At 68.8% G+C, this 24305-nt stretch carries 22 protein-coding genes; 11 read left to right on the top strand and 11 right to left on the bottom strand.

All coding sequences use genetic code 11. The annotated features are described in order from the left end of the window. Nucleotides 1-21: 21 nt before the first annotated feature. The gene (locus tag ACFXK0_RS03265) at nucleotides 22-1908 is read right to left on the bottom strand and encodes an ABC transporter ATP-binding protein (protein WP_379408097.1); all 1887 of its coding nucleotides are present in this window, start codon (nucleotides 1906-1908) and stop codon (nucleotides 22-24) included. Nucleotides 1909-2044: 136 nt separating this feature from the next. On the opposite strand from ACFXK0_RS03265, the gene ACFXK0_RS03260 reads away from it, so the two are divergent. Further along, complete coding sequence (locus ACFXK0_RS03260; protein ID WP_379408096.1) at nucleotides 2045-4918, top strand: FAD-binding and (Fe-S)-binding domain-containing protein; 2874 nt, start codon at nucleotides 2045-2047, stop codon at nucleotides 4916-4918. 242 nt (nucleotides 4919-5160) lie between these two features. Then, on the top strand, nucleotides 5161-6108 hold the full coding sequence (locus ACFXK0_RS03255; RefSeq protein ID WP_379408095.1) for a DNA-3-methyladenine glycosylase family protein: 948 nt from the start codon (nucleotides 5161-5163) through the stop codon (nucleotides 6106-6108). Here the strand turns inward: ACFXK0_RS03255 and ACFXK0_RS03250 are convergent. After that, complete coding sequence (locus ACFXK0_RS03250; protein WP_379408094.1) at nucleotides 6105-6311, bottom strand: hypothetical protein; 207 nt, start codon at nucleotides 6309-6311, stop codon at nucleotides 6105-6107. The genes ACFXK0_RS03255 and ACFXK0_RS03250 overlap by 4 nt on opposite strands. 154 nt (nucleotides 6312-6465) lie before the next feature. Between ACFXK0_RS03250 and ACFXK0_RS03245 the strand changes: the two genes are divergently transcribed. Genes ACFXK0_RS03245 through ACFXK0_RS03235 form a run of 3 tightly spaced genes read left to right on the top strand, consistent with a single transcriptional unit; the run spans nucleotide 6466 to nucleotide 7810 of the window. Continuing rightward, nucleotides 6466-7383: a helix-turn-helix domain-containing protein gene (locus ACFXK0_RS03245; RefSeq protein ID WP_379408093.1), complete on the top strand. Its 918-nt coding sequence runs from the start codon at nucleotides 6466-6468 to the stop codon at nucleotides 7381-7383. Next, entirely contained in the window at nucleotides 7380-7598 is a 219-nt protein-coding gene (locus ACFXK0_RS03240; RefSeq protein WP_379408092.1) for a DUF397 domain-containing protein, read from the top strand. The genes ACFXK0_RS03245 and ACFXK0_RS03240 overlap by 4 nt, the downstream gene beginning before the upstream one ends. Continuing rightward, nucleotides 7595-7810 (top strand): DUF397 domain-containing protein, encoded by a 216-nt coding sequence (locus ACFXK0_RS03235; RefSeq protein WP_379408091.1) that lies wholly within the window; start codon nucleotides 7595-7597, stop codon nucleotides 7808-7810. Before ACFXK0_RS03240 ends, ACFXK0_RS03235 begins: the two co-directional genes overlap by 4 nt. Before the next feature lie 290 nt (nucleotides 7811-8100). Here ACFXK0_RS03235 and ACFXK0_RS03230 read toward each other — a convergent pair whose 3' ends face one another. From ACFXK0_RS03230 to ACFXK0_RS03205, 6 genes are all read right to left on the bottom strand, one after another. Beyond that, nucleotides 8101-8847: a succinate dehydrogenase/fumarate reductase iron-sulfur subunit gene (locus ACFXK0_RS03230; protein WP_379408090.1), complete on the bottom strand. Its 747-nt coding sequence runs from the start codon at nucleotides 8845-8847 to the stop codon at nucleotides 8101-8103. A 2-nt stretch (nucleotides 8848-8849) separates the two neighbouring features. Beyond that, on the bottom strand, nucleotides 8850-10775 hold the full coding sequence (locus ACFXK0_RS03225) for a fumarate reductase/succinate dehydrogenase flavoprotein subunit (protein WP_379408089.1): 1926 nt from the start codon (nucleotides 10773-10775) through the stop codon (nucleotides 8850-8852). Between the two features lie 30 nt (nucleotides 10776-10805). Continuing rightward, complete coding sequence (locus tag ACFXK0_RS03220; protein WP_379408463.1) at nucleotides 10806-11636, bottom strand: hypothetical protein; 831 nt, start codon at nucleotides 11634-11636, stop codon at nucleotides 10806-10808. 243 nt (nucleotides 11637-11879) lie between these two features. Beyond that, the gene (locus tag ACFXK0_RS03215) at nucleotides 11880-12170 is read right to left on the bottom strand and encodes a hypothetical protein (RefSeq protein WP_379408088.1); all 291 of its coding nucleotides are present in this window, start codon (nucleotides 12168-12170) and stop codon (nucleotides 11880-11882) included. Between the two features lie 194 nt (nucleotides 12171-12364). Beyond that, nucleotides 12365-13264, bottom strand: a complete 900-nt coding sequence (locus tag ACFXK0_RS03210; protein ID WP_379408087.1) for an alpha/beta fold hydrolase — start codon at nucleotides 13262-13264, stop codon at nucleotides 12365-12367. 364 nt (nucleotides 13265-13628) lie between these two features. Further along, the gene (locus ACFXK0_RS03205; RefSeq protein WP_379408086.1) at nucleotides 13629-14810 is read right to left on the bottom strand and encodes an AAA family ATPase; all 1182 of its coding nucleotides are present in this window, start codon (nucleotides 14808-14810) and stop codon (nucleotides 13629-13631) included. Nucleotides 14811-14918: 108 nt separating this feature from the next. Between ACFXK0_RS03205 and ACFXK0_RS03200 the strand changes: the two genes are divergently transcribed. From ACFXK0_RS03200 to ACFXK0_RS03190, 3 genes are all read left to right on the top strand, one after another. Next, a complete protein-coding gene (locus ACFXK0_RS03200; protein ID WP_379408085.1) occupies nucleotides 14919-15209 on the top strand; it encodes a hypothetical protein in 291 nt (96 codons plus the stop codon). A 328-nt stretch (nucleotides 15210-15537) separates the two neighbouring features. Beyond that, nucleotides 15538-16104, top strand: a complete 567-nt coding sequence (locus ACFXK0_RS03195) for a C40 family peptidase (RefSeq protein ID WP_379408462.1) — start codon at nucleotides 15538-15540, stop codon at nucleotides 16102-16104. A 3-nt stretch (nucleotides 16105-16107) separates the two neighbouring features. Then, nucleotides 16108-16500 carry an RNA-binding S4 domain-containing protein gene (locus tag ACFXK0_RS03190; RefSeq protein ID WP_379408084.1) on the top strand — a complete coding sequence of 131 codons (393 nt, stop codon included), beginning with the start codon at nucleotides 16108-16110 and terminating at the stop codon, nucleotides 16498-16500. Here ACFXK0_RS03190 and ACFXK0_RS03185 read toward each other — a convergent pair. Continuing rightward, nucleotides 16497-17627 carry a cation:proton antiporter gene (locus ACFXK0_RS03185; RefSeq protein ID WP_379408083.1) on the bottom strand — a complete coding sequence of 377 codons (1131 nt, stop codon included), beginning with the start codon at nucleotides 17625-17627 and terminating at the stop codon, nucleotides 16497-16499. The two genes, ACFXK0_RS03190 and ACFXK0_RS03185, sit on opposite strands and share 4 nt — an antisense overlap. Continuing rightward, complete coding sequence (locus tag ACFXK0_RS03180; protein WP_379408082.1) at nucleotides 17624-18013, bottom strand: hypothetical protein; 390 nt, start codon at nucleotides 18011-18013, stop codon at nucleotides 17624-17626. The genes ACFXK0_RS03185 and ACFXK0_RS03180 overlap by 4 nt, the downstream gene beginning before the upstream one ends. Nucleotides 18014-18153: 140 nt before the next feature. Between ACFXK0_RS03180 and ACFXK0_RS03175 the strand changes: the two genes are divergently transcribed. Then, nucleotides 18154-19095: an MBL fold metallo-hydrolase gene (locus tag ACFXK0_RS03175; RefSeq protein WP_379408081.1), complete on the top strand. Its 942-nt coding sequence runs from the start codon at nucleotides 18154-18156 to the stop codon at nucleotides 19093-19095. Between the two features lie 224 nt (nucleotides 19096-19319). On the opposite strand, the gene ACFXK0_RS03170 is transcribed toward ACFXK0_RS03175, so the two are convergent. Beyond that, nucleotides 19320-20249: an NAD-dependent epimerase/dehydratase family protein gene (locus ACFXK0_RS03170; protein ID WP_379408080.1), complete on the bottom strand. Its 930-nt coding sequence runs from the start codon at nucleotides 20247-20249 to the stop codon at nucleotides 19320-19322. 138 nt (nucleotides 20250-20387) lie between these two features. Between ACFXK0_RS03170 and ACFXK0_RS03165 the strand changes: the two genes are divergently transcribed. Further along, nucleotides 20388-22760, top strand: coding sequence for a YbhN family protein (locus tag ACFXK0_RS03165; protein WP_379408079.1), 2373 nt, complete (start codon nucleotides 20388-20390; stop codon nucleotides 22758-22760). A 303-nt stretch (nucleotides 22761-23063) separates the two neighbouring features. Continuing rightward, on the top strand, nucleotides 23064-23831 hold the full coding sequence (locus ACFXK0_RS03160; protein WP_379408078.1) for a GntR family transcriptional regulator: 768 nt from the start codon (nucleotides 23064-23066) through the stop codon (nucleotides 23829-23831). The last annotated feature ends 474 nt before the right edge of the window (nucleotides 23832-24305 follow it).

The raw sequence follows: 24305 nt of genomic DNA, 5'->3' as shown, positions 1-24305 counted from the left end.
AGGGACCGGCGTGCGGCGAGGTCAGGCGACGGCGGGTGTGGGGATCGGGTCGTCGGCGAATTGGGTGCGGTAGAGCTCGGCGTAGCGGCCGTCGGCGTTGAGCAGGTCGGCGTGGGTGCCGCGTTCGACGATGCGTCCCTGCTCGAGGACGACGATCAGGTCGGCTGCGCGGATGGTGGAGAGCCGGTGCGCGATCACCAGGGCGGTGCGCCCGGTCAGCGCCTCGGTGAGGGCTTCCTGCACGGCCGCCTCGGAGGTGGAGTCCAGCGATGCCGTCGCCTCGTCGAGGATCACCACGCGCGGCTGCTTGAGCAGCAGGCGGGCGATGGTCAACCGCTGACGTTCGCCGCCGGAGAGCCGATAGCCGCGTTCACCGACCACGGTGTCGAGGCCATCGGTCAGCGACTGGACCAGTTCGCCGAGACGGGCCCGCTCCAGCGCGTCCCACAGCTGCTCTTCGGTGGCTTCCGGTCGCGCCAGCAGCAGATTGGCGCGGATGGTGTCGTGGAAGAGGTGACCGTCCTGGGTGACCAGGCCGACGGTGCGCTGGATCGACTCGGTGGTCAGCCCGCGCACGTCGGCGCCGTTGAGTTTCACCGCGCCGGAATCGACATCGTAGAGCCGCGAAACAAGTTGGGCGATGGTCGATTTGCCCGCGCCGGAGGAGCCGACGAGTGCCACCAGCTGACCTGGTTCGGCCCGCAGCGACACCTCGTGCAGCACCTCGACACCGCCCCGGCTGTCCAGCGTCGCGACATCCTCGAGCGAGGCCAGCGACACCTTGTCCGCCGACGGGTAGCCGAAGTTCACCGCGTCCAGTTCGACGGCCACCGGACCGTCGGGCACCGCGACCGCGCCGGGCGCGTCCTCGATCAGCGGCCGCAGATCGAGCACCTCGAAGACCCGCTCGAAGCTCACCAGGGCCGACATGATCTCGAGCCGGGCGCTGGCCAGCGCGGTGAGCGGGGAGTAGAGGCGGGTCAGCAGCAGCGACAGCGCCACCACCGAACCGGCGTCCAGGCTGCCGCGCAGCGCGTACCAGCCGCCGAGCCCGTAGACCAGGGCCAAAGCCAGGGCGGAGACCAGTGTCAGCGAGGTGACGAACGTGGTTTGCAGCATGGCGGTGCGCACGCCGATGTCACGTACCCGGGTGGCCCGGGTCGCGAACTCCGCCGACTCCTGGTGCGGGCGGCCGAACAGCTTGACCAGGGTGGCGCCGGGTGCGGAGAAACGCTCGGTCATCTGGGTGCTCATGGCCGCGTTGAGCTGGGCGGCCTCGCGCTGCATGGCGGCGAGCCGGTTGCCCGCGCGCCTGGCCGGGATGACGAAGACCGGCAGCAGCACCAACGCCAGCAGGGTGATCTGCCAGGAGATGCTGAGCATCACGGCCAGCGTGAGTACCAGGGTCACCAGGTTGGTGATCACGCCCGAGAGCGTGTCGCTGAACGCGCGCTGCGCGCCGATGACGTCGCTGTTGAGCCTGCTCACCAGGGCGCCGGTCCTGGTGCGGGTGAAGAACGCGACCGGCATTTTCTGCACATGGTCGAACACGGCGGTGCGCAGGTCCAGGATCAGGCCCTCGCCGATGCGCGCGGACAACCAGCGGATGACCAGCCCGAGCCCGGCGTCGAGCACGGCCAGCCCGGCGATGGCCAGCGCCAGCAGCACCACCGTGCGCGGCGGCGAACCGCCGACGATGTCGTTGACGACCCGCCCCGCCAGCACCGGCGTCGCCACGCCGAGCACCGCGGCCCCGACGCTGAGCAGCAGGAACGCCGAGATCCGGCGGCGGTGCGGCTGGGCGAACTGCATGATGCGGCGCGCGGTGGCCAGGCGGAACGGCCGGTCTTCCTCCGGTGCGTTCATCCTGCGGTACATCTGGCTGTAGGCCACGGATTCGATACTCACTGCCACTCTCCTCGACGCTGTTCAACCATCGAACACCTGCCCACCGACACTAAAACCTCAACAAAGGTTGATTTCAAATGCTTTCCGGCGATCGGTGGTTCCGCGCACAGCGAAATCGGGGCAATAGGCTGGTCGGGTGGACGACGAGCGGAGTGCGGAGCGGCTGGCCGATGCCCTGCGGGCCCGGATCGACGGCGAGGTCGACGCCTCGGTGCGCAGGCGCGTGGAATATTCCGCCGACGCCTCCAACTACCGGGTGCGTCCGGCGCTGGTCGCCTTCCCTCGCGTCGACGGCGATATCGCCGCCACCGTGCGTTTCGCCCGCGACAACGGGCTCGCGGTGACCGCCCGTGGCGCGGGCACCTCGGTCGCGGGCAATGCCATCGGGCCCGGCGTCGTGCTGGATTTCAGCAGGCATCTGAACGCGGTTCTCGCGGTCGACCCGCAGGCCCGCACGGCCCGGGTCCAGCCCGGTGTCGTGCTGTCCGACCTGCAACGCCTGCTGCGTCCGGCCGGGCTGCGCTTCGGGCCGGACCCGTCGACCCAGGATCGCTGCACCCTCGGCGGGATGATCGGCAACAATGCCTGCGGACCGCACGCGCTGGCCTGGGGTCGCACCGCCGACACCGTGCGCACGCTGCGCATTGTCGACGGGACGGGCACGCAACGGCTGCTCGGTACCGAACTGTCGGCGGTGCCCGGCCTCGACGATTTCACCCTCGCCAACCTCGCGGTCGTGCGCACCGAGATGGGCCGGTTCGACCGGCAGGCCTCCGGTTACGGCCTGGAACATGTACTGCCGGAACATGGTTCGTCGGTGGCGAAGGCGTTCGCCGGCTCCGAGGGAACGTGCGGGCTGCTGCTGGAGGCCGAGGTCGGGCTGACCCCGGTGCCCGCCGCGACGGTACTCACCGTGCTCGGCTACCCCGATATCGCCACGGCCGCAGACGATATCGCCGCGGTGACCAGCTGTGCGCCGATCGCGGTGGAAGGGATCGATGCCGGATTGGTCGAGGTGGTGCGGGCCCATCGCGGGACGGTGCCCGAGCTGCCGCGTGGTCGCGGGTGGCTGTTCGTCGAAACCGCTGGTGCGACAACGGCCGAGGCGTTGGCGGCCGCCGAGCGATTGTGTCGGGAGAGCCATGCCGATGACCATCGCATCGTCACCGATCCCGCTGCCACGGCGGCTCTTTGGCGGATCAGGGCCGATGGTGCCGGGCTGGCGGGCCGCACGCCGTCGGGAGCTCCGGCCTGGCCGGGCTGGGAGGATGCCGCCGTACCGCCCGAGAATCTGGGCGCCTACCTGCGTGAATTCGCATCGCTAACAGCACAATACGATGTCGGCGGGCTGCTGTACGGGCACATCGGGGACGGTTGTATCCATGTGCGCCTGGACTTCCCGATAGCCGACGCACCCCAGCGGTTCCGGGAGTTCCTGTTCGATGCCGCTGAACTGGTTGTCGGCCACGGCGGTTCGCTCTCCGGCGAGCACGGTGACGGCCGCGCCCGATCCGAGCTGCTCGAGGTGATGTACTCCCCCGCCGCCCGATCCGCCTTCGCCGGGTTCAAGTCCCTGTTCGATCCCGACGACGTCCTCAATCCCGGAGTCCTGGTCCGCCCCGCCCCCGTCGACGCTGACCTGCGCGTCGCGGGGTTGCGCCCGTTCCCGGCCACCGGTTTCGCGCTGCACACCGACGCCAACGATCTGTCCACAGCTGTGCACAGATGTGTAGGAATCGGCAAGTGCCGCGCCGACACCCGTGCCACGGGCGGCTTCATGTGCCCGTCGTACCTGGCCACCGCCGACGAGAAGGACACCACTCGCGCCCGCGCCCGCGTCCTGCAGGAAGTCGTCCGCGGCGAACTCGACTGGCGCGCACCGGCAGTCGCCGAATCCCTCGACCTGTGCCTGTCCTGCAAGGCCTGCGCCACCGACTGCCCCGCCGGCGTCGACATGGCCACCTACAAATCCGAAACCCTCCACCGCGCCTACCACCGCCGCCCCCGCCCCCGCGACCACTACACCCTCGGCCAACTCCCCCGCTGGCTAGCCATCGCCCAACGCTTCCCACACCTGACCAACACCCTCGCCACCCACCCCCACCTCCGCCGCCTGGCCATGCGCACCGCCGGCATCGACCCCCGCCGCCCAGCCCCCACCCTCGCCCCCACCCCCTTCCGCCGCATCTGGCAAGACCTCGGCGGCAACACCCGCACCGAACCCCTCCCCACCGCCCGGCCCGGATTGGCAGGGCCGGTCCCGGACAGCTCGCCCGGCTCCGTCTGCGGACCGGATGTCGTCGGTGCGGCGGGGTCGGAAGTGATGTTGTGGGTGGACTCGTTCACCGACACCTTCGCGCCGGAGAACGCGCTCGCGGCGACGGTGTTGCTCGAAGGGCTCGGCTATCGGGTCCGGATTCCGGAGGCACGGGTGTGCTGTGGGCTGACCTGGATCACCACCGGGCAGCTCGACGGTGCCCGTGCCCGGCTGCGCGCGACCGTCGATGCGCTGGCTGAGCATGTGGCCGGTGGTGGGCTGGTGGTGGGGCTCGAGCCGTCGTGTACGGCCGCGCTCCGCTCCGACCTGCCCGAGTTGCTCCCGGACGACCCGCGCGCACGCCCGGTCGCCGGCGCGGTCCGCACCCTGGCGGAGTTCCTGCTCGACCACGGCTGGCGCCCACCGCAGCGCCCAGGCGAGACCGTGGTCGTCCAGCCGCACTGCCACCAGCACGCGGTCGGCGGGTTCGCGGCCGAGCGCGCCCTACTCGCCGCGATGGGAGTCACGGTCGATGAGCTGGCAGGCTGCTGCGGCCTGGCCGGCAACTTCGGCATGCAGCGTGGCCACTACGAGGTATCGGTGGCAGTCGCCGAGAACGCCCTGCTCCCGGCCCTGCGCGCGGCCCCCGACGACGCGATCTTCCTCGCCGACGGCTTCTCCTGCCGCACCCAGGCCGACCACCTCGCCGGCATCACCGGAGTACCCCTGGCGACCTACCTCCTCGGCTGGTGACCCCAGCCCGGTGGAGGTCAGCTTCCGCCCGGGAGGGTGCCAGGGGGGATGTGGTAGCCCGAGCTGCCCGCCGATCCGCTTCCCACCGCCGCCAGCAGCCAGTTGAGCGCATTGGTGATCATCGGGTTACCTCCTGCGTCGACGCCGATGCCGACTGTTTGCCGACGGGTGCTAATCGCAGTCAACGTGGCGGAGATTACGAAGCAGTGTCGGCACGCTATCGCCACGCGCACAATGGTCTGGTGCGCGATCAGACCCTCGACCCCGGCCTGACCTCGACCGGGCTGTCCAGGACCGTCCGGTCGAGCAGGCCGTTCGATGTCGGGCTCACGATCGCCCCGCTGCGGCGCGGCGGCGGTGACCCGTGTCATCACGTCGACGCCGACGGTGCCCACTGGCACGCCTCCCGGATGCCGACCGGGCCGGTCACCTACCGGCTCCGCCAGGACGGCCGCGACGGCGCGCACGCCAGCGCCTGGGGCCCGGGTGCGGCGGAATTGCTGGCCGGGCTGGACTCGATGCTGTGCCTCGAGGAAGACCTCGCCGATTTCGCCCCGGAGCATCCCACGCTGGTCGAAGCCCATCGCGTGGTGCCGGGCCTGCGCATGTTGCGGACCGGGCTGGTGTTCGAATCGCTGGTGCCGGCGATCCTCGAGCAGAAGGTGCACACCAAGTCCTCGTTCGCGTCCTGGCGCGCCCTGGTACGCGAGTTCGGCACCCCTGCTCCAGGCCCGGCGCCCGCCGGGTTGCTGCTCGCGCCCGACGCGCGGACCTGGCAGCACATCCCGTCCTGGAAGTACCACCGCGCCAATGTCGGCCCGCAGCGCGCGCAGACCATCGTGCGCGCGGCCCGGGTCGCCGACTCGATCGACCGCACGGCGGCGGTGTCGCCCGGGGAGGCCGCGCGCCGGTTGCGCAGCCTGCCCGGGATCGGTGTCTGGACGGTTGCCGAGACCGCGCAGCGGGCCTTCGGTGACGCCGACGCGCTCTCGATCGGGGACTATCATCTCGCCGCGACCGTCGGCTGGAGCCTGCTCGGCCGCCCGATCGACGACGCGGAGATGGTCGAGTACCTGGAACCACTCCGGCCGCACCGCTATCGAGCGGTGCGGCTGCTCGCGCTGAGCGGGCAGGCGCGCAAACCGAAGTTCGGCCCGCGCACCCCGCTCACCGATCACCGCGACCGCTAGCGGATCGCCCGCTCGTCGAGGACGCAGAGTCCGGCGTCGACGAGCGTCTTGCGCGCGCGGCGGCGGACCCGGCACTCGTCGACCGTGCAGTCGAGGTGCAATTGCATTGCGGCATGGGCTTGTTCGGAGTCCATCGGTCCCGGGTCGTCGCCGCAACCCAGCAGTGCAGCGGCGATTTGTCTGTTCAGCTCGCTCAATTGCATGACCCAAGCACAGCACGCAACCGCTCGGCTACCTGTGAGTACACGCCGATCGTGATATTTACCCGCGAATTCCCAGCACAAGATCCAAGGGGGAGTGCAGGATTCCCCATAGTGGACGAATGTGGCGGGTGGCGAACACAGGAGGAGTGGGGCTGTGGCGACGAATACCTCGACCGGAAGCGGTGGACCGGCGGCGGGCGTCTCCTCGACGCTGCCGCGGCGGCAACTGGGACGCTATCTGCGCGACTGGCGCACCCAGGCCGGCCTCACCATCGCGGAGGCGGCCAAGCTGATGGAGTGGGGCGCCAGCACGCTGCAACGGCTGGAAAAGGGTCAGGCCGACCGCATCCGGACGATCGACATCGGCGAACTGTGCCGCATCTACGGCATCCCCGACGATCTCGCCGAGGGACTCACCGGCCTGGCGCAACAGGCAGCGGTCAAGAGCTGGTGGCATGCCTACGGCGATCTCATCCCCGAAAACTTCGATATCTATGTGGGATTGGAGGCTTCCGCACACGGCCTACGTACTTATCAGTCCGAATTGGTCCCGGGCCTGCTCCAGACCGCCGACTACGCGCGGGCGCTGAATCAACTGGGCTATCCCCAGGATTCGGTCGACGAGCTGGATCGCCGGGTCGCGCTGCGCCTGCAACGGCAGGCGCTGATCACCCGCAAGCATTCGCCGGCCGAGATCGACGTCATTCTGCACGAATCGGTATTGCATCGCATCGTCGGTGATGCAAAGGTGATGGCTGCGCAGTTGCGCCACCTTGCCGACACGAGTACCCGAAGCAATGTGACGCTGCGTATCCTGCCGTTTGCCGCCGGGCTACCACTCGGAGTCTCCACCGGACCTTTCACGGTTCTCGAGTTCGGCACCGACAGCAAGGGGCAACCGGTCGAACCACCGGTGGTGTACGCCGAAGGCTTCACCGGCGATCTCTACCTGGAACGACGCGCGGATGTCAGAAGGTACGACCGGGCTCACGAGTGCCTCCAGCGTCATGCGCTGGATATTCAACCGAGTAGACACCTGCTGCGGCAGGTCGCGAAGGAGTATGTGGCATGAGTTTCGATCTCGTCGGCGCACACTGGTTCAAGAGCACGCGCAGCGGCGCGGGCAAGGACTGCGTCGAAGTCGCGTTCCTGTACGGCGGGCACGTCGGCGTGCGCGACAGCAAGAATCCGGCCGGCCCCGCGCTGGTCTTCGACGGACCGAGCTGGGATGCCTTCACCCGTGGCATCGACAACGGCGCGTTCGCCTGCGCGCTGGGCGCCCGGTGAACACCAAGCGTGCCATCGACATCTCCGGTGCCACCTGGCTGCGCGCAGGCTCGGCGGGGGAGGGCAGCAGCGTCGAAGTGGCCATGCTCGCCGAGGGCCATGTGGCCCTGCGCGACGGCAAGAATCCGGACGGTCCGGTGCTGATCTTCACCCCGAGTGAATGGGCCGCGTTCACCGCGGGCGTGCACGACGGCGAGTTCGATCGCCCTTGATCACGTTTGGATCACTGTCACCGGGGTAGTCCTGGACTATGGACCGAGGGTTGAAGAAAATGCCACCCCGGTACCGGAGGCTGGCGCCTGAGGACGGGGTGGAACGCCTGATCGTGCTGCTGCTCTTCGCAGTATCCGCGGTGGGAATCTACGTGCTCACCAGCTCGTTACTGTCGGCGCTGTTCATCGGATTACTGGTCGGATTAGTCGCTGTAGGGACTGTAGCCGTGTTGTAGGCGGATGTCTCTGCGGGGTTCGCTGCATCAGCGAACCCCGCAGCATCCGCTGAATTACCTTCTGAAGAGTTTGTTGCCGAGCCAGACGATCGGATCGTACTTGCGATCGGCGACGCGTTCCTTCAACGGGATCAGCGCATTGTCGGTGATCTTGATGTGCTCCGGGCAGACCTCGGTGCAGCATTTGGTGATATTGCAGTAGCCAAGTCCGGCGTCGTCCTGAGCCAATTCGCGACGGTCGCCGGTATCGAGCGGATGCATCTCCAGTTCGGTGATGCGCATCAGATAGCGCGGGCCGGCGAACGCCGCCTTGTTCTCGTCATGATCGCGCACGACGTGACAGGTGTTCTGGCACAGGAAGCATTCGATGCATTTGCGGAACTCCTGGGAGCGTTCCACATCCACCTGCTGCATCCGGTAATCGCCGGGCGCGAGATCGGCCGGTGGCGTGAAAGACGGTATCTCCCTGGCCTTCTCGTAGTTGAACGAGACGTCGGTGACGAGATCCTTGATGATCGGGAAGGTCCGCATCGGGGTCACCGTGATGACCTCATCGGGAGTGAAGGTCGACATCCGGGTCATGCACAGCAAACGCGGCCGCCCGTTCACCTCCGCCGAACACGAACCACATTTGCCCGCTTTGCAATTCCAGCGCACCGCGAGATCTGGTGCCTGGGTGGCCTGGAGGCGGTGGATGATGTCGAGCACCACTTCGCCCTCGTTGACCAGCACCGTGAAGTCCTGCAGGCCGCCGCCGTCGATGTCACCGCGCCAGACCCGGAACCGGGCGTCGTACCCCATCGTCACGCCTTTCCCTCGGCCGCCGGATGGGCGGCCAATTCCTGCCGGGTGTAGTACTTTTCGAGTTCGCCGAATTCGAACAGCGCGAACAGGTCGTCGCGCATCGGTGTCTGTGCGGCGGCGGTGACGGTGACCCGGGGGACCAGCTCGTCGGCGGCCGCCGGATCAATAGCGCACACCAGCAGGGTGTTTCGCCAGTCCGCGTTCATGCCGGGATGGTCGTCACGGGTGTGGCCGCCGCGACTTTCGGTGCGCTGCAACGCGGCCTGGGCGACGCATTCGCTGACCAGCAGCATATTGCCCAGATCCAGGGCCAGATGCCAGCCCGGATTGAACGGCCGCTGCCCCGCAACCCTCACCTGGGCGTACCTGGCGCGCAGCTCGGCGAGCGTGTCGATGGCCGCGCGCACCTCGTGTTCCTTGCGGATGATGCCGACCAGGTCGTTCATCGTCTGCTGTAGCTCGGCGTGCAGGGTGTACGGATTCTCGCCCTCGCCGGCGGCGGGCGGCTCGAACGGCGCGAGGGCGGCGGTCTCGGCGGCGACGATATCGGCTTCGGCGGGTTCGGGTCGGGTGCTGAGCTGCTTGACGTAGGCGGCGGCACCGAGCCCCGCCCGGCGGCCGAAGACCAGCAGGTCCGACAGCGAATTGCCGCCGAGCCGGTTGGAACCGTGCATGCCACCGGAACACTCACCGGCGGCGAACAATCCGGGCGTCAGGGCCGCGCCGGTATCGGGGTCGACCTCGATACCGCCCATCACGTAGTGGCAGGTGGGGCCGACTTCCATCGGCTCGGCGGTGATGTCGACATCGGCCAGTTCCTTGAACTGGTGGTGCATCGAGGGCAGCCTGCGCACGATCTCCTCGGCCGGCATCCGCGAGGCGATGTCGAGGTAGACGCCACCGTGTTCGGTGCCGCGCCCGGCCTTGACCTCTTCGTTGATGGCGCGGGCCACCTCGTCGCGGGGGAGCAGGTCGGGGGTGCGGCGCGCGGAATCGTTGTCGCGCAACCACTGATCGGCCTCGTCCTCGGTCTCGGCGTACTGGCCCTTGAACACCGCGGGGATGTAGTCGAACATGAATCGCTTGCCCTCGGAGTTCTTCAGCACCCCGCCGTCGCCGCGCACACCCTCGGTGACCAGGATGCCCTTCACGCTCGGCGGCCAGACCATACCGGTGGGGTGGAACTGCAGGAACTCCATATTGATCAGCGTCGCGCCCGCGCGCAGGGCGAGCGCGTGGCCGTCGCCGGTGTACTCCCAGGAATTCGAGGTCACCTTGTAGGACTTGCCGATTCCGCCGGTGGCCAGCACGATCGCGGGCGCGCGGAACAGCACGAACTGCCCGGATTCACGCCAGTACCCGAACGCGCCGGCGATTTGGCCTGCGTCGGTGAGCAACTCGGTGATGGTGCACTCGGCGAAGACCTTGATCCTGGCCTCGTAGTCGCCGGTGGCCGCGAAGTCCTCCTGCTGCAGCGAGACGATCTTCTGCTGCATGGTGCGGATGAGTTCCAGGCCGGTCCGGTCGCCGACGTGCGCCAGGCGCGGGTAGGTGTGACCGCCGAAGTTGCGCTGGCTGATCCGGCCGTCGGCGGTGCGATCGAACAGCGCCCCATAGGTTTCCAGCTCCCACACCCGGGCGGGCGCCTCTTGCGCGTGCAGTTCGGCCATCCGCCAGTTGTTGAGGAACTTGCCGCCGCGCATGGTGTCGCGGAAATGGGTCTGCCAGCTGTCCTTGTCGTTGGCGTTGCCCATCGAGGCCGCGCAGCCGCCCTCGGCCATCACGGTATGCGCCTTGCCGAACAACGACTTACACACCACCGCGACCGAAAGGCCTTGCTCGCGAGCCTCGATCACCGCGCGCAAGCCCGCGCCGCCCGCCCCGATAACCACGACGTCGTAGTCGTGCCGTTCCACTTCTGACATCGAAACAAAGCTCCTCGAGTTGGGCGCGGGTCAGTTGACGAACCGCAGGTCCGAGATGGTCTGGCTGGCTACCAACATCACGTAGAAGTCGGTGAGCGCCAGGGTGGCGAGGGTGGTCCAGGCCAGCGCCATATGGCGGGTGTTGAGCTTGGAGACCTGCGTCCAGAACCAGTACCGCACCGGATGCGCGGAGAAGTGCTTGAGCCGTCCGCCCGCGATGTGCCTGCACGAATGGCACGACAGCGTGTACGCCCACAGCAGGATGACGTTCACCGTCAGCACGATATTGCCGAGCCCGAAGCCGAAACCGCCGCTCTCGCCATGGAACGCGGTGATCGCGTCGTAGGTGTTGATCAGCGAGACCACTACCGCGATATAGAAGAAGTAGCGGTGCGAGTTCTGGATGATCAGCGGCAGCCGGGTCTCGCCGGTGTAGCGCGTGTGCGGCTCGGCCACCGCGCAGGCCGGCGGGGAGAACCACACCGAGCGGTAGTAGGCCTTGCGGTAGTAGTAGCAGGTCAGCCGGAAGCCGAGCAGGAACGGCAGGACGACGAACCCGAGCGGGATCCACATCGGCAGCTCGCCGAACGGGGTACCGAAATGGCTCGAGCCCGGGACGCACGAATCGCTCAGGCAGGGGGAGTAGAAGGGCGTCAGATAGTGGTATTGCGGCACCCAATAGGCCGTGCGCGCAAACGATCTGATCGTGGCGTAGACGACGAAGGCGGCCAGGCCGAGCGCGGTCAGCAGCGGTGGCAACCACCAGCGGTCGGTGCGCAGCGTACGCGCGGAAATGCGGGCTCTGGTCCGGCTGAACACACCCGTCCCCGAGTCGGGGGCGGCGGTCGGTGCGGCACTCACGATGGATGCCTCGCTGATCTTGGTGTGCGGCGGTCGATCATGCCCCACCGCGGCGGATTGTGATGTGGAGCACCATACGCCTGTGCTCGCGCCGCTCGAGCGGGGTCTCGCGCAACCAGTTGTCTCAGACGCTGGTGATCTCGGTCACAGCGAAGGCGCGATCGTTGGCCGGCCGGGGTGGGCCGGACAGGGGTCGGCGCGGCGGTCCTGGGTGGCAGGTCCGCCGCGCCGGTCTGGGGTTTGTTACTTGGTCCGCGGCCGGGAGTGGAAGCCGAGGCCTTCGTCCTGCGCGCCCATCCAGGCCGCCTCGTCGGACTTGCTGTCCGGGACGTAGATGGGCTCGGACCGGCGGGGGACCGCCAATTCCGGCGGTGGTGTCTGCTCGAACTCCTCGGCATCGATGACGAGGCGCTCGAGGTCGTTCTCCAGCCGGCGCACGGTGGCCGCGTCGCCGTAGTTGGAGCGCAGTGCGCCGATCGATTGCCGGAGCTGGCCGACCGCGTAGCGCAGTTCCGCGATATCGCTGCGTGTCATCGTTACCTCCTGTGTATATGGCGGGCATACCGACTCGTCTGATCACCAGGCACGCCCGTAAAGTCCCGGGCCGCGCTGCACCGAGCCGTGTGACTCACCACACAACGTGATCTCCACCACAGTAGCCGAACTTTTCGGATCACGCCCGGAGTTGCTCCGGATTCCGCGGTTGCCGTCCGGTAACTCTTGGGTAATCAGCCCGCCACCGCGAAGCCACCGCGCACTACCGCGCCCGCGCGTTCCACCAGGCCGGCAATCGAGTGGGCAACCTCCTCGGCGCGCTCGAGGATGACGCTGTGCCCCGCCCCCTCGATCCGCACCAGCTCGGCGCCGGCCAGCTGTGAGGCCAGCACCACCGAGTGGGTGAACGGCACCATGAGGTCGGCCGAACCGGCCAGCACCAGCGCGGGCAGATCGCCGAGACGGGCCAGCGTGCGTGCCTCGTCGAAGTCCAGCAGCGAGCTCAGGAATCCGGACACCGTCAGCAGCGAGGTCTCCCCGAGCACCGCGGTGGCGATCGAGGCCACCCGCGGGTTCACCCGCCGGGTGCCGGTGCTCGCCTCCCGGATCAGCGGACCGAAGATCCAGCGCGACAAACGCTTCGAGGCCTGCATCACGCGCGGCGCGTGCACCACCGCGCGCTGCAGCGAGGCCACCGCGTGCCGATTGAGCAACCGGCCCAGGCCCACCTCGGTGATCCCGCCCGCCGCGCCCGCGATCAGCGCGATCCCGGCCACCCGCGCGCCGATCGCCGCCGGGAACAGCCGCGCGTAGGCCAGCAGCACCATCGCGCCCATCGAATGCCCGACCAGCACCACCGGCCCGCTCGGCGCGATCGCGCGCAGCACCGCGTCGAGGTCGGTGGCGAGCTGGTCGATCGTGTAGGTGGCGTGATGGGCATGGCCGGACTCGCCGTGCCCGCGGTGGTCGTAGAAGACCATCCGGATATCGGTGTCCCACTGCCGCAGCAGCTGTTCGCGCAGGAAGGCCCAGGATTCGGTGTGCAGGCAGTGCCCGTGCACGAAGACAACGGTCAACGGCGCCTCGGCCGCCCCGTAACTACGCACCGCGATCGGTACCCCGTCATCGGCCACGACGGTGGCTCTACTTGTTGGAGCGCTGGCGCGCTCGAACACCGACTGCGTCGGCCGATCCCTCCTCGAGGTCGGGATGTCTGGGGGTGGGAGTGTGGTCATCGCGGCCTCCTCCGGGTCCGGCAGGGGCACCTGTGTGGTGGGTCCTGCTGAGCATTTCGGAGGGGATTTCCGGCGCGTTAGCTGGTCAACCCTGGCGTTATGCACCCGATGCGCAACCGATCCCGGGTGGCCCTCAGTCGTTACCCAGGGAAATCTTGGGGTTTCTAGCCCTTTTCCAAGAAATCTTCAGATAAGCCAGGTGAGGCGGGTGTTCAGGGGTTTCTGCGGAAGTATTGGGAATCAGCTAGATACGGGCAGAGACTCATACGCTCCGGAGATAGCGGCCGAAGTGCGGGACGGTGAAGCCGATGGTGCCGCGTTCGGCCGAGTAGATCAGGCCCTTCTTGATCAGGCCGTCGCGCGCGGGGGAGACCGAGGCCGGTTTGCGGCCGAGCTCGGCGGCCACCGCCGCGGTGGCGACCGGGCCGTCGTCGCCGGACAGGTCGGCCATCGCGCGCATGTATTCGCGTTCGGCGGGCGTCGCGCGCTCATAGCGCGAGCCGAAGAAGCCGACCGCCAGTTCCTCCTCGGCGGCGGGGGAGGCCACCTCGACGTCCTCGGCGGTGATCGGGCTCTCCGGCGCCTGATCCCAGGCTGCCTTGCCGTAGGCCTGTACGAAGTAGGGGTAGCCGTCGGCGCGCTGGTAGAGCGAATCCAGCGCACCCTCGGTGAACTTCACCTCTTCGCGTTCGGCGGGGGCGATCAGGGCCAGGTCGGCGGCCTCGCGGTCGAGCCGGTCGATGCGGTGATAACTGAACAGCCGCTCGGAATAGCTCTTGGACGCCGAGAGCGCCGCGGGCAGATGCGGCAGCCCGGCGCCGACGACGATCAGCGGCGCCCCGTCCTGGCTCAGCTCGTGGCAGGCACCGCAGATCGCCGACACATCGGCCGGCCCGAGATCCTGCATCTCGTCGATGAAGACGCCGATGCCGACACCGACCGCGGCGGCCAGTGCCGCGGCCTCCTTGAACAGCTCGATCAGGTCGATCTCGATATCGCCGGAATCGGCGCGGCCGGTCACCGCGGGCACATCGATGCCGGGCTGCCAGCGTTCGCGCATGCCCTTGTCGGCGGTGGCGCGCAGGGCGAAGGCCTTGAGGATGCCGAGGAAGTCGTCGACCTGTTCGGGATTGCGATGCGCCATCGCGATCGCGCGCACCGCCATGTGCAGCGCCGAGGACAGCGGCCTGCGCAGGTCCTGGTCCGGTCGCGCCTCGATCTTGCCGGTGCCCCAACCGCGCGAGATCGCGGCCGAGCGAAGCTGATTGAGCAGCACCGTCTTTCCGACGCCGCGCAGGCCGGTGAGCATCACGCTGCGCTCCGGCCTGCCCCTGGCGACACGTTCGAGCACGATGTCGAAGGCGGCGAGTTGCTTGTCGCGCCCGGCCAATTCGGGTGGACGTTGGCCGGCGCCGGGTGCATACGGATTGCGCACGGGGTCCATGCCGGACAACCGTAGCGCGTCGGCACCGGGGAATCTCGGTAACTCTGGGCCGTGTCCTAGATACTGCTAGCGATGCCGAGAAAGCCGCTGGGACGGGAACGGAGACCGATGTCCGAGGAGCCTCAGTACGAGGACGCCACAGTGCCGACGTGGACTGCCGCCGAGATGGTCGAGCAGAGCTGGGTGCTGCCGCCGGACGCGCATCTGGCCGACACCATCAAGCAGGTCGTGCTCGGCATGATCGAGCAGGGCTTCGAGGACCCGCAGCTGGTCGCCGCCTTCGCGATCGGTCCCGCGGTGATCGCGATCGGCCGGCTGGAGACCGATCTGGCCGATGCGCGCCGCCGGATCGACGAGCTCGAGCAGGCGCTGCGCGAGCGCGACGGGCTGGCTCGGTAACGATCGGGGCCGGTTGGCGATGTCGGTCCGTTACGCGTGGCGACACGCCGGTCGTGCCCCTGGTTTCCAGGGCTTTCGCCGCGGCGGGAAAACAACTTGCGTGCTTCGCTGGACACTGTGCATCACAGGCCGTAATCTTCTCGTGACTTAGTGGAGTCTGTCGCTTCGTCAGAGAAACGGCGCCATTGAGTCACCGCCGAACAGCCGTCGTCGCCAAGCGATTCCGGCCCCGGTGGTGGAGCAGCAAGATCGGAGACTCGTCTCGGTGGGTAAACACAGCTTGCAGCGGGATTCTCGTCTGCCGAATTCCGTCAAGGGCGCCCTGGTCATGGGCGCGGTGGCCGCTACAACCGGTGCGATGCCCGCGATTTCGCAGGCTGCCACGATCAACATCCCCGGCCTCGGCAACTTCGATCTGCCGCCCGAGCTCGAGCAGCCGGCCCAGCAGCTCGAGAAGCAGCTGCAGTCCATGGTCGCTCCGCAGGGCCAGGCGGCTCCGCAGCTGCCGAGCATCGAGTTCGACAACCCGTTCCAGGCGCCGCAGCAGCAGTCGGCGGGCAATATCGCCCTCGACGCAGCGCGGACCAAGCTGGGCGCCCAGTACAACTGGGGTGCCGCAGGCCCGTCGAGCTTCGACTGCTCCGGCCTCGTGCAGTGGGCCTACCGCCAAGCCGGTGTCGAGCTGCCGCGTACCAGCTTCGAGCAGTCGCATGTCGGCGCTCCGGTGTCCTTCGACAACCTGCAGGCCGGTGACATCGTCATCACCAACGGCGGCGGCCACGTCGGCATCTACGCCGGCGACGGCAAGCTGCTCAACGCTGTGCAGTCGGGCACCCCGGTGTCCTACACCCACCTCAGCGCCGACGACGTCGTGACGGCCCGCCGTATCGTCTAAGGGGTGTCCCCCGCCGAACAACGCTCCACCACCCAGGCCCGCGTCGACTCGTGGATCTGGGCGGTGCGCCTGTTCAAAACCCGGTCATCGGCAGCCGAAGCCTGTCGAGCAGGCCATGTCCGCGTCAACGGTGTGACGGTCAAACCCGCGCAGCAGGTGCGTCCCGGTGACGAGATCAGGATCCGGCACGCCGGACTCGAACGCATCGTCGTCGTCGAGCGGATCATCCACAAGCGGGTCGGTCCACCGGTGGCCGCGCAGTGCATGATCGACCGCAGTCCGCCACCGCCGCCCAAGGAAGTGCTCGCCACGCTGCCGCAACGTGATCGCGGCGCGGGCAGGCCGACCAAACGTGAACGCCGCGAGACCGACCGGCTGATGGGCCGCACCGACTAGGCAGGCGCCTTCGCCGCCAATCTGCTCGCCGCCACCGTCGCGGCCACGATGGTGCACAGCGCCGCCAGCATGATCGCCGAACCCTCGCCCGGCACCAGCACACCCAGCTGACTGCCCACCGTCACCGCCGCGACCGGCACCCCGATCTGCGCGGCGGCCAGCGCACCGTAGGGCAGCGGCTGGCCGAGCACGCGCGGCACCAGATGCACCGCCACCGCGCCGACGCCGAGCACCAAGCCGAGCACGATGAAACGCGGATGTTCGCCCAGTTCACGCAGATCCAGCCGGGCACCCAGCCAGACGAAGAACAGCGGCGCGAGCAATCCGTCGCTGATCGCGAACACCTGCCTGGCCACCCGGCGTGGTTCGCCCACCCCGGCCACCGCGAGCCCGGCCGCGAACCCGCCGAGCATGATCGACACGTGCAGCGCGCTGGCCACCCCGCACAGCGTGAACACCAGCACCAGGCTCACCCGCAGTTCGAGGGTGAACTTGCGTTCCTCGGACACCTCGTGCACCTGCCGCTGCGCTCCGGTCCGCTGCAGATAGCGCAGCACCAGGAACATCACGCACGCGCACGCCGCGACGACCACCGCGCCGATCGCCGCCCGCACCGCATTGCCCGGGTCGATGACCAGCGGTAACGCCACGATGCACGCGGTGTCGGCGATGGCGACCTGCGCTGTCAGCGCGAGCACCGGCGGCCCGCTCAACCGCATCGAGTCGATGATCGGCAACGCCATCGCCGCCGAGGACGACGCCATCAGCACCGCGTAGACCGCCGCGTGCCCACCCCCGAACACCTGCGCCACCGCCACCCCGGCGACCGCGGCGACCACCCCGACCAGCGCGGCCCGCACCAGCCCACTGCCGAGCGCCCCGCGCACCGCCGGATCGCGCACCGGCACATGCGTGCCCGCCGCGAACATCACCAGCGCGAAACCCATATCGGCCAGGAACAGGAAGATCGGGTCGCCCGGATCGAGCACTCGCAGCCCCGTGGTGCCGAAGGCGATGCCGGCGAGCAGCTCGCCGAGCAGCACCGGCAGGTGCCAGCGTTTCGGCAGGGCCAGCAGCGGCCCGGCCACCCCGAGCGCGACCACCAGCGCCAGGGTCGCGAAGGTCACGGCATCGCGGCGATCTTGGCGGGGATCTCGATGTTCTCGTCGGCCCAGTACAGCGCGCACACCCGGTGGTAGCCGTCGGCGATCAGCATGGGTATATCGGCCCGGCAGTCACCGCGCACCAGCAGGATCGGCGAGAGCTTCTTGCCCTCGGCGACCTTGAGCAGATCCCGGCGCACGTGCGGGTTGTCCGGGGTGAGGGCGTCGAGCTGGGAGGCGCGCAGAATATCCTTCGCCTTCTTCACGACCACCGGTGCGCTGCGCAGATCGGCCACGATGGCCGCGACGACCGAGTCCTCGGCGAGCAGGGCGAGATAGTCGGCGGCGGCGGGGTAGTCGTGGTCTTCGGGCTCGGACTTCCACTGCACCTGGAGGAGAGGAGCTGCCATCGACACATCATCCGCCCCGCCCGGTCGTGTTAGCGGGAGAGTCGCTAGCTGTTGTCGTTTGTTTGCGGGATCGGTACGGGCGGCGGCAAGGGCGCGCAGACCGGTGGTCGTGGTGTGGGCGATCGCCTACGGTGGCAGCTATGGCCGACCGCACGCGGATGTTATCGACACTTCTCGCCTGCTGTGCCGGTGCGGTTACCACGGTTCCGCGGCTGGTGTGCCCGCGCGGGATCGACCGGGCCTTCCTGGCCGGGCTCGAGTCGACGCCGATTCCGCCCGCCTACAACACCGTCGAACTCGTCGCGCTGAACCAGGCGCGGCTGTCCGCGCCGACCACCATGGTCGCCGAGGGCGTGCGGACCCTGGGCTCGACGCCGCTGACGATGTCGGCGTTCCTGATCCGTCACCCCGGCGCGACCTTCCTCGTCGACCCGGCGCTGTGCGCGGGCGTGCACGAGCGGGTGCTGCCCGAGCTCCCCTTCCCGATGGCGAAGCTGGTCGCGCCCGAACACCCGGTACTCGGGCTGTCCGAGCTGCTCGCCGAACACGAACTGACCGGCGTCGACATCGATTTCGTGCTGCCTACCCACCTGCACTGGGACCACGTCTCCGGGCTCTACGAGCTGCCCGGCTGGGTGCCGATCCGGGTGCCCGGCATCGAATACCGCTGGGCCATGGGCGGATCGCACGTCCCGATCGGCGTCGCCCGCGGCCCGCTGCTCGGCCGGGCCTTCGACCTCTACGAGCTGGACGGGCCCGCTGTACTCACCTTCCCACGCAGCCACGACCTGTTCGGCGACGGTTCGGTGGTGCTGGTCGACCTGGCCGGGCACACCCCGGGCAGCGTCGGGATGCTGCTGGCCGTGAACGACGGTTCGCGGGTCCTGCTGGCCGGCGACGCGGTCTTCACCACTTTGCAGATCGACCTGGTGCGGGAGAAGGCCCCGCTGCTGGGCGAACTCGCCGACACCGATCGCGACGCCACCTTCCGCACCATCCACCGCCTCCACGCCCTACCCCCCGAGATCGAAGTGATACCCGCCCACGACCACGCCGCCGTCACCACGCGGTCCGGTCACTGAGGTCGCGCCCGGCGCCGCTGCGACATGACTACGTCGCGAGGTTCGGTCGCTGCGGTCCGCGCCCTGCCGCCGCGCCGCGACCACATTGCGGCCACGCCGCCGTCACCGCGCGGTCCGATTACTGAGGTCTCCGCTTGGCGCCGCCGCGCCGCGACTATATGGTGCGGTCTGGTCATCGAGGCCGCGCTCAGTCTCGCCGCCGCGACGCGACCACGTCGTGTGGCTCAGCCGGCGGCCAACCCCTCGGCGACGCTGGAATACTGTGGCCGCCAGCCCAATGCGTCGTGTGCCAGTGCGCTCGAGATCCGCATCGACGTATCCGCCATGAGCGCACCGAGATAGGGGACCGCCAGCCGGATCGCCCAGGCGGGCAGGCGGATCGGGCGTGGTGTGCCGTGGCTGCGGGACACCTCCGTGAAGAACTCGCGCCAGGTGATGGGGGTGTCGTCGGCGATGTTGTAGGCGCGGCCGGGGGTGCCGTGTTCGAGTGCGGCGACGGTCGCGGCGGCGGCGTCCGCGACGTGGACCCAGCTGTTCACTCCGCCCGGCCCGAGCGGCCCGACCGGGACGTGCTTGCGCATCAGCCCGGCGAACAGATCGCTGAACGCGCCCGGACCGTAGAACAGCCCGTACCGCAATGCGATCCCGTCCACCCCGGCGGCCGCGAAGACCTGCTGTTCCCCGTCGACGCAGGCGCGCACGACCTCGTCGGCGACCCCGCCGTCGTACACCCCGAACCGGTCGCGCTCGGTGAGCGGCCGCTCGCCGTGGTCGTGGTAGCCGTAGCCGAGGATCAGCGACTGGGTGAGGAAGCGGCGCGCGCCGACCACCTCGGCGGCCGCGAGCAGATGCGCCGTCCCGACCGTGCGCAGCAGCCCGGTGGGGTCGTCGGCGGGAATCCGGCGCTGCGGTTTCGCGCTGCGCAGGGCCGTCGCCTGGTGCACGACCGCGTCGGCCCGGACGCCGTCGAGCGCGCCGAGCAGACCGTCACGGTCGAGCACATCGGCGGTGATCGGCTCGGCGCCGAGTTCGCGAACCAGCGGATGTGCCGCGGGCGAGCGCACGATCGCCGACACGGAATGGCCGTTCGCGACGAGCGCGCGGATCAGCGGACGGCCGATGGCGCCGGTGGCGCCCGCGAGCAGAACCTGCATGATGTCTTCCTTTCAGCGGGGCGAGTGTTCGTCTGCCTACTTCGACGTTCCGGAGCGCGCGTTTGTGATGGCTTGTGACCCGCCTCACGTGCGATGTCACGGCGGGTCGACGGCGTGTCGGTGTGTATCGTGCGGCTCATGCGAGTCGACGGTCGGGAGATTCCGGTCACGGGAAGTCTCCTGCAGCCGCTGATCCGGCGTACCAGTGACATCGTCCGGGTCGTGCTGGCCGGGATCGGTGTCGCCGTGGTGATCGCGGGCTCGCTGATCACCCGGCCGGAGTGGCTGGCGCTGGAGCGCTCGGTCTCCAAGATCGTCGACTTCCTCAGCCCGGACCAGTCCACGCTCGTGTATCTCGTCTACGGAATGCTCATCCTGGCACTGCCGTTCGCCATCCTCATCGAGCTGGTGCTGCGCAGGCAATGGAAGCTGATGGCAGGCTACGCCGCCGCCGGCCTGCTCGCGGTGCTGGCCCTGTCGATCACCGGTTCGGGCATCTCCACCCCGAAATGGCATCTGCCGGTGCCCGACCGGTTCGACACCTTCCTGTCCCAGTTCCTCGACGATCCACGCTGGATCGCCATGCTCGCGGCCATGCTCACCGTCTCCAGTCCCTGGCTGCCGGTGCGGCCACGACGCTGGATGTGGTTTCTGCTGTTGATGTTCGCGCCGATCCACCTGGTGGTCAGCTCGGTGGTGCCCGCGCGGGCGATGCTCGGGCTGGTGGTCGGCTGGCTGGTCGGCGCGGTGATCGTCTGGCTGGTCGGCACGCCGGCGCTGGAGGTGCCGCTGGAGGCCGCGGTGCGGGTACTCGCCCAGCGCGGGTACACGGTGCGCTCGTTCCATGTCGACCGCCCGGCCGGGCGCGGGCCGCTGCTGCTGGCCACCGAGGTCGACGGGCCCGAGTCCGAGATCGTCGTCGAGATGTACGGCAAGAACCAGCGCAGCTTCGGCGCGATCCGGCAGCTCTGGCGCTGGATCACCTTCCGGTCCAGCGAGACCGCGCCGCTGCACGGTTCGATGCACCGCGCGGTCGAGCATCGCGCGCTGCTCGGGATCGCGATCGGTGAACTGAGCATGGCCGACTCCCGGCAGGTCGCCGTCGCCGGACTGGCCCGCGGCTGGGTGCTGTTCGCGCACACCGTCCCGCGCGGCACACCGCTGCGGAAGCTGTCGGCGCAGGTGCTGCCCGGGGTGTGGCGGTCGCTGCTGCGCCTGCACGAGAACCAGATCAGCATGGGCGATCTGCCGCCGGACTATGTGCGGGTCTGCCAGGGCGACACCCTGTTCGGCGGCTTCGCCTCCGCCGAGTTCGGCGCCTCCGAGGCGCAACGTGAGTCCGATATCGCCCAGCTGCTGGTCACCACGACCTCGCTGTTCGGCAAGCACGCGGCGGTGTCCTCGGCGATCGCGGTGCTCGGCGAGGCCGCCGTGATCACCGCCGCCCGGCGCCTGACGAAATCGGCCATGCCCACCGGCGTCCGCAAGGCGGTGCCGCAGTGGACCAAGGTGATGGCGACCGCGCGCGAGGAGATCCGCGAGCAGACCGGCCACGACCGCATCCAGGCCGCCCAGCTCACCCGTTTCACCCGCAACCAGCTCATCCAGCTGGTGCTGCTGGTCGCGTTGGTCTATGTGGCCTACCCGTTCTTCAGCCAGGTGCCCACCTTCTTCAGTCAGTTGCGCACGCTGAACTGGTGGTGGGCGCTGCTCGGGCTGGTGATCTCCGGTTTCACCTATGTGGGCGCGGCCGCCGCGCTGGGGGCGTGCGCCGACGGGCTGGTCCGGATGCGCGATCTGATCCTCGAGCAGCTGGCCAACACCTTCGTCGCGACCACCACCCCCGCCGGCGTCGGCGGGCTGGCGCTGAGTGTGCGGTTCCTGCAGCAGGCGGGCATGTCGACGCTGCGCGCCACCGCCGCCGTGGCGCTACAGCAGTCGATGCAGGTGATCACTCACCTGGTGCTGCTGGTGGTGTTCTCGGTGGTGGCCGGCACCTCGACCAATCTCGCCCACATCGTGCCCGACGCGACCGTGCTGTATCTCGCCGCCGGTGTCGGTGTCGGCCTGATCGGTGCGTTCATGTTCGTGCCGACGCTGCGGCGCTGGGTGAATCACTCGGTGCGCCCGCAGCTCAAGGAGGTGGTCGGCGAGCTGGTCGACCTGGCCAAGGATCCCAAGCGGTTCGGGATCATCGTCGCCGGTTGTGCCGCGATCACGCTGGGTCAGGCGCTGGCGCTGTGGGTCAGCGTCGAGGCGTTCGGCGGCGGTACCGATTTCGTGGCCGTCACCATCGTCACCATGATCGGTGGCACCCTGGCCTCGGCCGCCCCCACGCCCGGTGGTGTCGGCGCCGTCGAAGCGGCCCTGATCGGTGGTCTCGCGGCCTTCGGTGTGCCCGCCGAGATCGCCGTCCCCGCCGTACTGCTCTACCGGGTGCTGACCTGCTGGATCCCGGTCGCCCTCGGCTGGCCGATCATGCGCTGGATGGGCGACAAGCACATGATCTGACCGGTCGGCTCAGGCGGGCTGTTTAGCTGCTCTGTTGCCATCTCGGTCAATCGTGGTGTCGCACAAGGCTGTCTGATCCAGCAGGGGTGCTCCCAGGTGATGTTTCCGCTGGTCGGGTTCTTGTGGGTGGTGATTACACGGAATTGCCAGTTACTTGCCATACATGCTGTTCGGTCGGTTCCCGGTGATGATCGGCCGGGCGAGCCGGACAGGCCCCGCGCATTCGAGGTGGGTGCGAGGTGCGGATTCAGCGCCTAAACTGTCTGGGACGTAGCCGGAGCATGATCGGAAGGTGTTTTCTCGATGGGATCCCGGACGGTGGTCGCCGACGTCGCCGACGAGTTGGCGCGTCGTGTCGCGACCGGCGAATACCGGCCCGGCGAGCTGATGCCCTCGGTGCGCCAGGTCGCCGACGAGTTCGGGATGAACCGGGCCACTGCGCAACTCACCCTCGGCCGGCTCGAGTCCTACGGGTTCGTCGAGGCACGCCGCGGCAAAGGCTTCACCATTCGCGATGTGCGCGAAGAGGGCGGCATGGACGTCTACCGGCACCTGTTCCGGTTCTCCATCACCGCCCCCGAGACCGCCGCCGAGATGTTCACCGACATCGTCGCCGTGGAACGCGGCATCGTGCTCGAGGCTCTGCTCGCCTACACCGCCGCCGAGAAGGTCCTCGACCCGGGCGAGCTGGCCGCCGCCGTCGACGAACTCGAGGCACTGGCCCGCGAGAGCGTCCCCGACTACCCGCGCATCATCGCCACCGAGATCGCCCTCATTCGCAAGGTGCTCGGCGTACTCGGGATGAGCATGCAACGGGCCGTACTCAATTCGATCGCCGACATGGTGATCGAGGTGCCCGAGGCGGTCACGGCCTACTTCGCCGTCGCCGCCGATCTGCACGTGCTGGTCTGGCGTGCGCTGCTGGCGGTGTGGGACGCGGAGTCTGAACCGAGCGAGGCACAACTGGCCCTGTTCGAGGATCTGTTCGCCCTCTACCACGAAAAAGTGATCGCCCGCTTCGACGAACTCGTCGGCGTGACACCCGTCGCGGAGACGGCCGCGACCGCATAACCCGAACCCCAGCTGTCTGGGTCGGAATTGTCCAGATTCGCCGGCGCAGGCGATCGGCGCGCGGCGTCGACGCCCGTGACCTCGCAGCAACCGAGCCCCCACGCGCAAGCGACCACCGACCTCAGCTGCGAATCGCAACCTCGAAACCCTCCCAGCCCCCCATCCCGACCTCGAGGAGGGATCCGCCGGTTCGCGCCCGTCCCCTCAACCCGGCACCGAGACGTCCACCCGAAGAAGCGACACGCGCACTCAAACCCAGCTCCGCACATCCCGACCTCGAGGAGGGATCCGCCGGTTCGCGCCCGTCCCCTCAACCCGGCACCGAGACGTCCACCCGAAGAAGCGACACGCGCACTCGACCCAGCCCCGCCCATCCCGACCCTGAGGAGGGATCCGCCGCGCAGCGGCGGGTTCGCGCCCGTCCCGTCGATCAGGTGCCGGTGCGTAGGCGACGAAGGAGCAAGCACCGGTGCC

The sequence above is a fragment of the Nocardia sp. NPDC059177 genome (genome assembly GCF_042755165.1).
GTDB lineage: Bacteria > Actinomycetota > Actinomycetes > Mycobacteriales > Mycobacteriaceae > Nocardia.
Note: the sequence above shows the minus strand (reverse complement) of the source record. Positions and strands in the feature narration are given on the sequence as shown.

Coding starts and splice junctions, on each gene's coding strand:
- ACFXK0_RS03195 (WP_379408462.1), top strand. CDS start 15,538: ATGGGCGCGGTGGCCGCTACAACCGGTGCGATGCCCGCGATTTCGCAG.
- ACFXK0_RS03165 (WP_379408079.1), top strand. CDS start 20,388: ATGCGAGTCGACGGTCGGGAGATTCCGGTCACGGGAAGTCTCCTGCAG.
- ACFXK0_RS03225 (WP_379408089.1), bottom strand. CDS start 10,775: ATGTCAGAAGTGGAACGGCACGACTACGACGTCGTGGTTATCGGGGCG.
- ACFXK0_RS03230 (WP_379408090.1), bottom strand. CDS start 8,847: ATGGGGTACGACGCCCGGTTCCGGGTCTGGCGCGGTGACATCGACGGC.
- ACFXK0_RS03160 (WP_379408078.1), top strand. CDS start 23,064: ATGGGATCCCGGACGGTGGTCGCCGACGTCGCCGACGAGTTGGCGCGT.
- ACFXK0_RS03250 (WP_379408094.1), bottom strand. CDS start 6,311: ATGCAATTGAGCGAGCTGAACAGACAAATCGCCGCTGCACTGCTGGGT.
- ACFXK0_RS03240 (WP_379408092.1), top strand. CDS start 7,380: ATGAGTTTCGATCTCGTCGGCGCACACTGGTTCAAGAGCACGCGCAGC.
- ACFXK0_RS03180 (WP_379408082.1), bottom strand. CDS start 18,013: ATGGCAGCTCCTCTCCTCCAGGTGCAGTGGAAGTCCGAGCCCGAAGAC.
- ACFXK0_RS03200 (WP_379408085.1), top strand. CDS start 14,919: ATGTCCGAGGAGCCTCAGTACGAGGACGCCACAGTGCCGACGTGGACT.
- ACFXK0_RS03170 (WP_379408080.1), bottom strand. CDS start 20,249: ATGCAGGTTCTGCTCGCGGGCGCCACCGGCGCCATCGGCCGTCCGCTG.
- ACFXK0_RS03205 (WP_379408086.1), bottom strand. CDS start 14,810: ATGGACCCCGTGCGCAATCCGTATGCACCCGGCGCCGGCCAACGTCCA.
- ACFXK0_RS03175 (WP_379408081.1), top strand. CDS start 18,154: ATGGCCGACCGCACGCGGATGTTATCGACACTTCTCGCCTGCTGTGCC.
- ACFXK0_RS03215 (WP_379408088.1), bottom strand. CDS start 12,170: ATGACACGCAGCGATATCGCGGAACTGCGCTACGCGGTCGGCCAGCTC.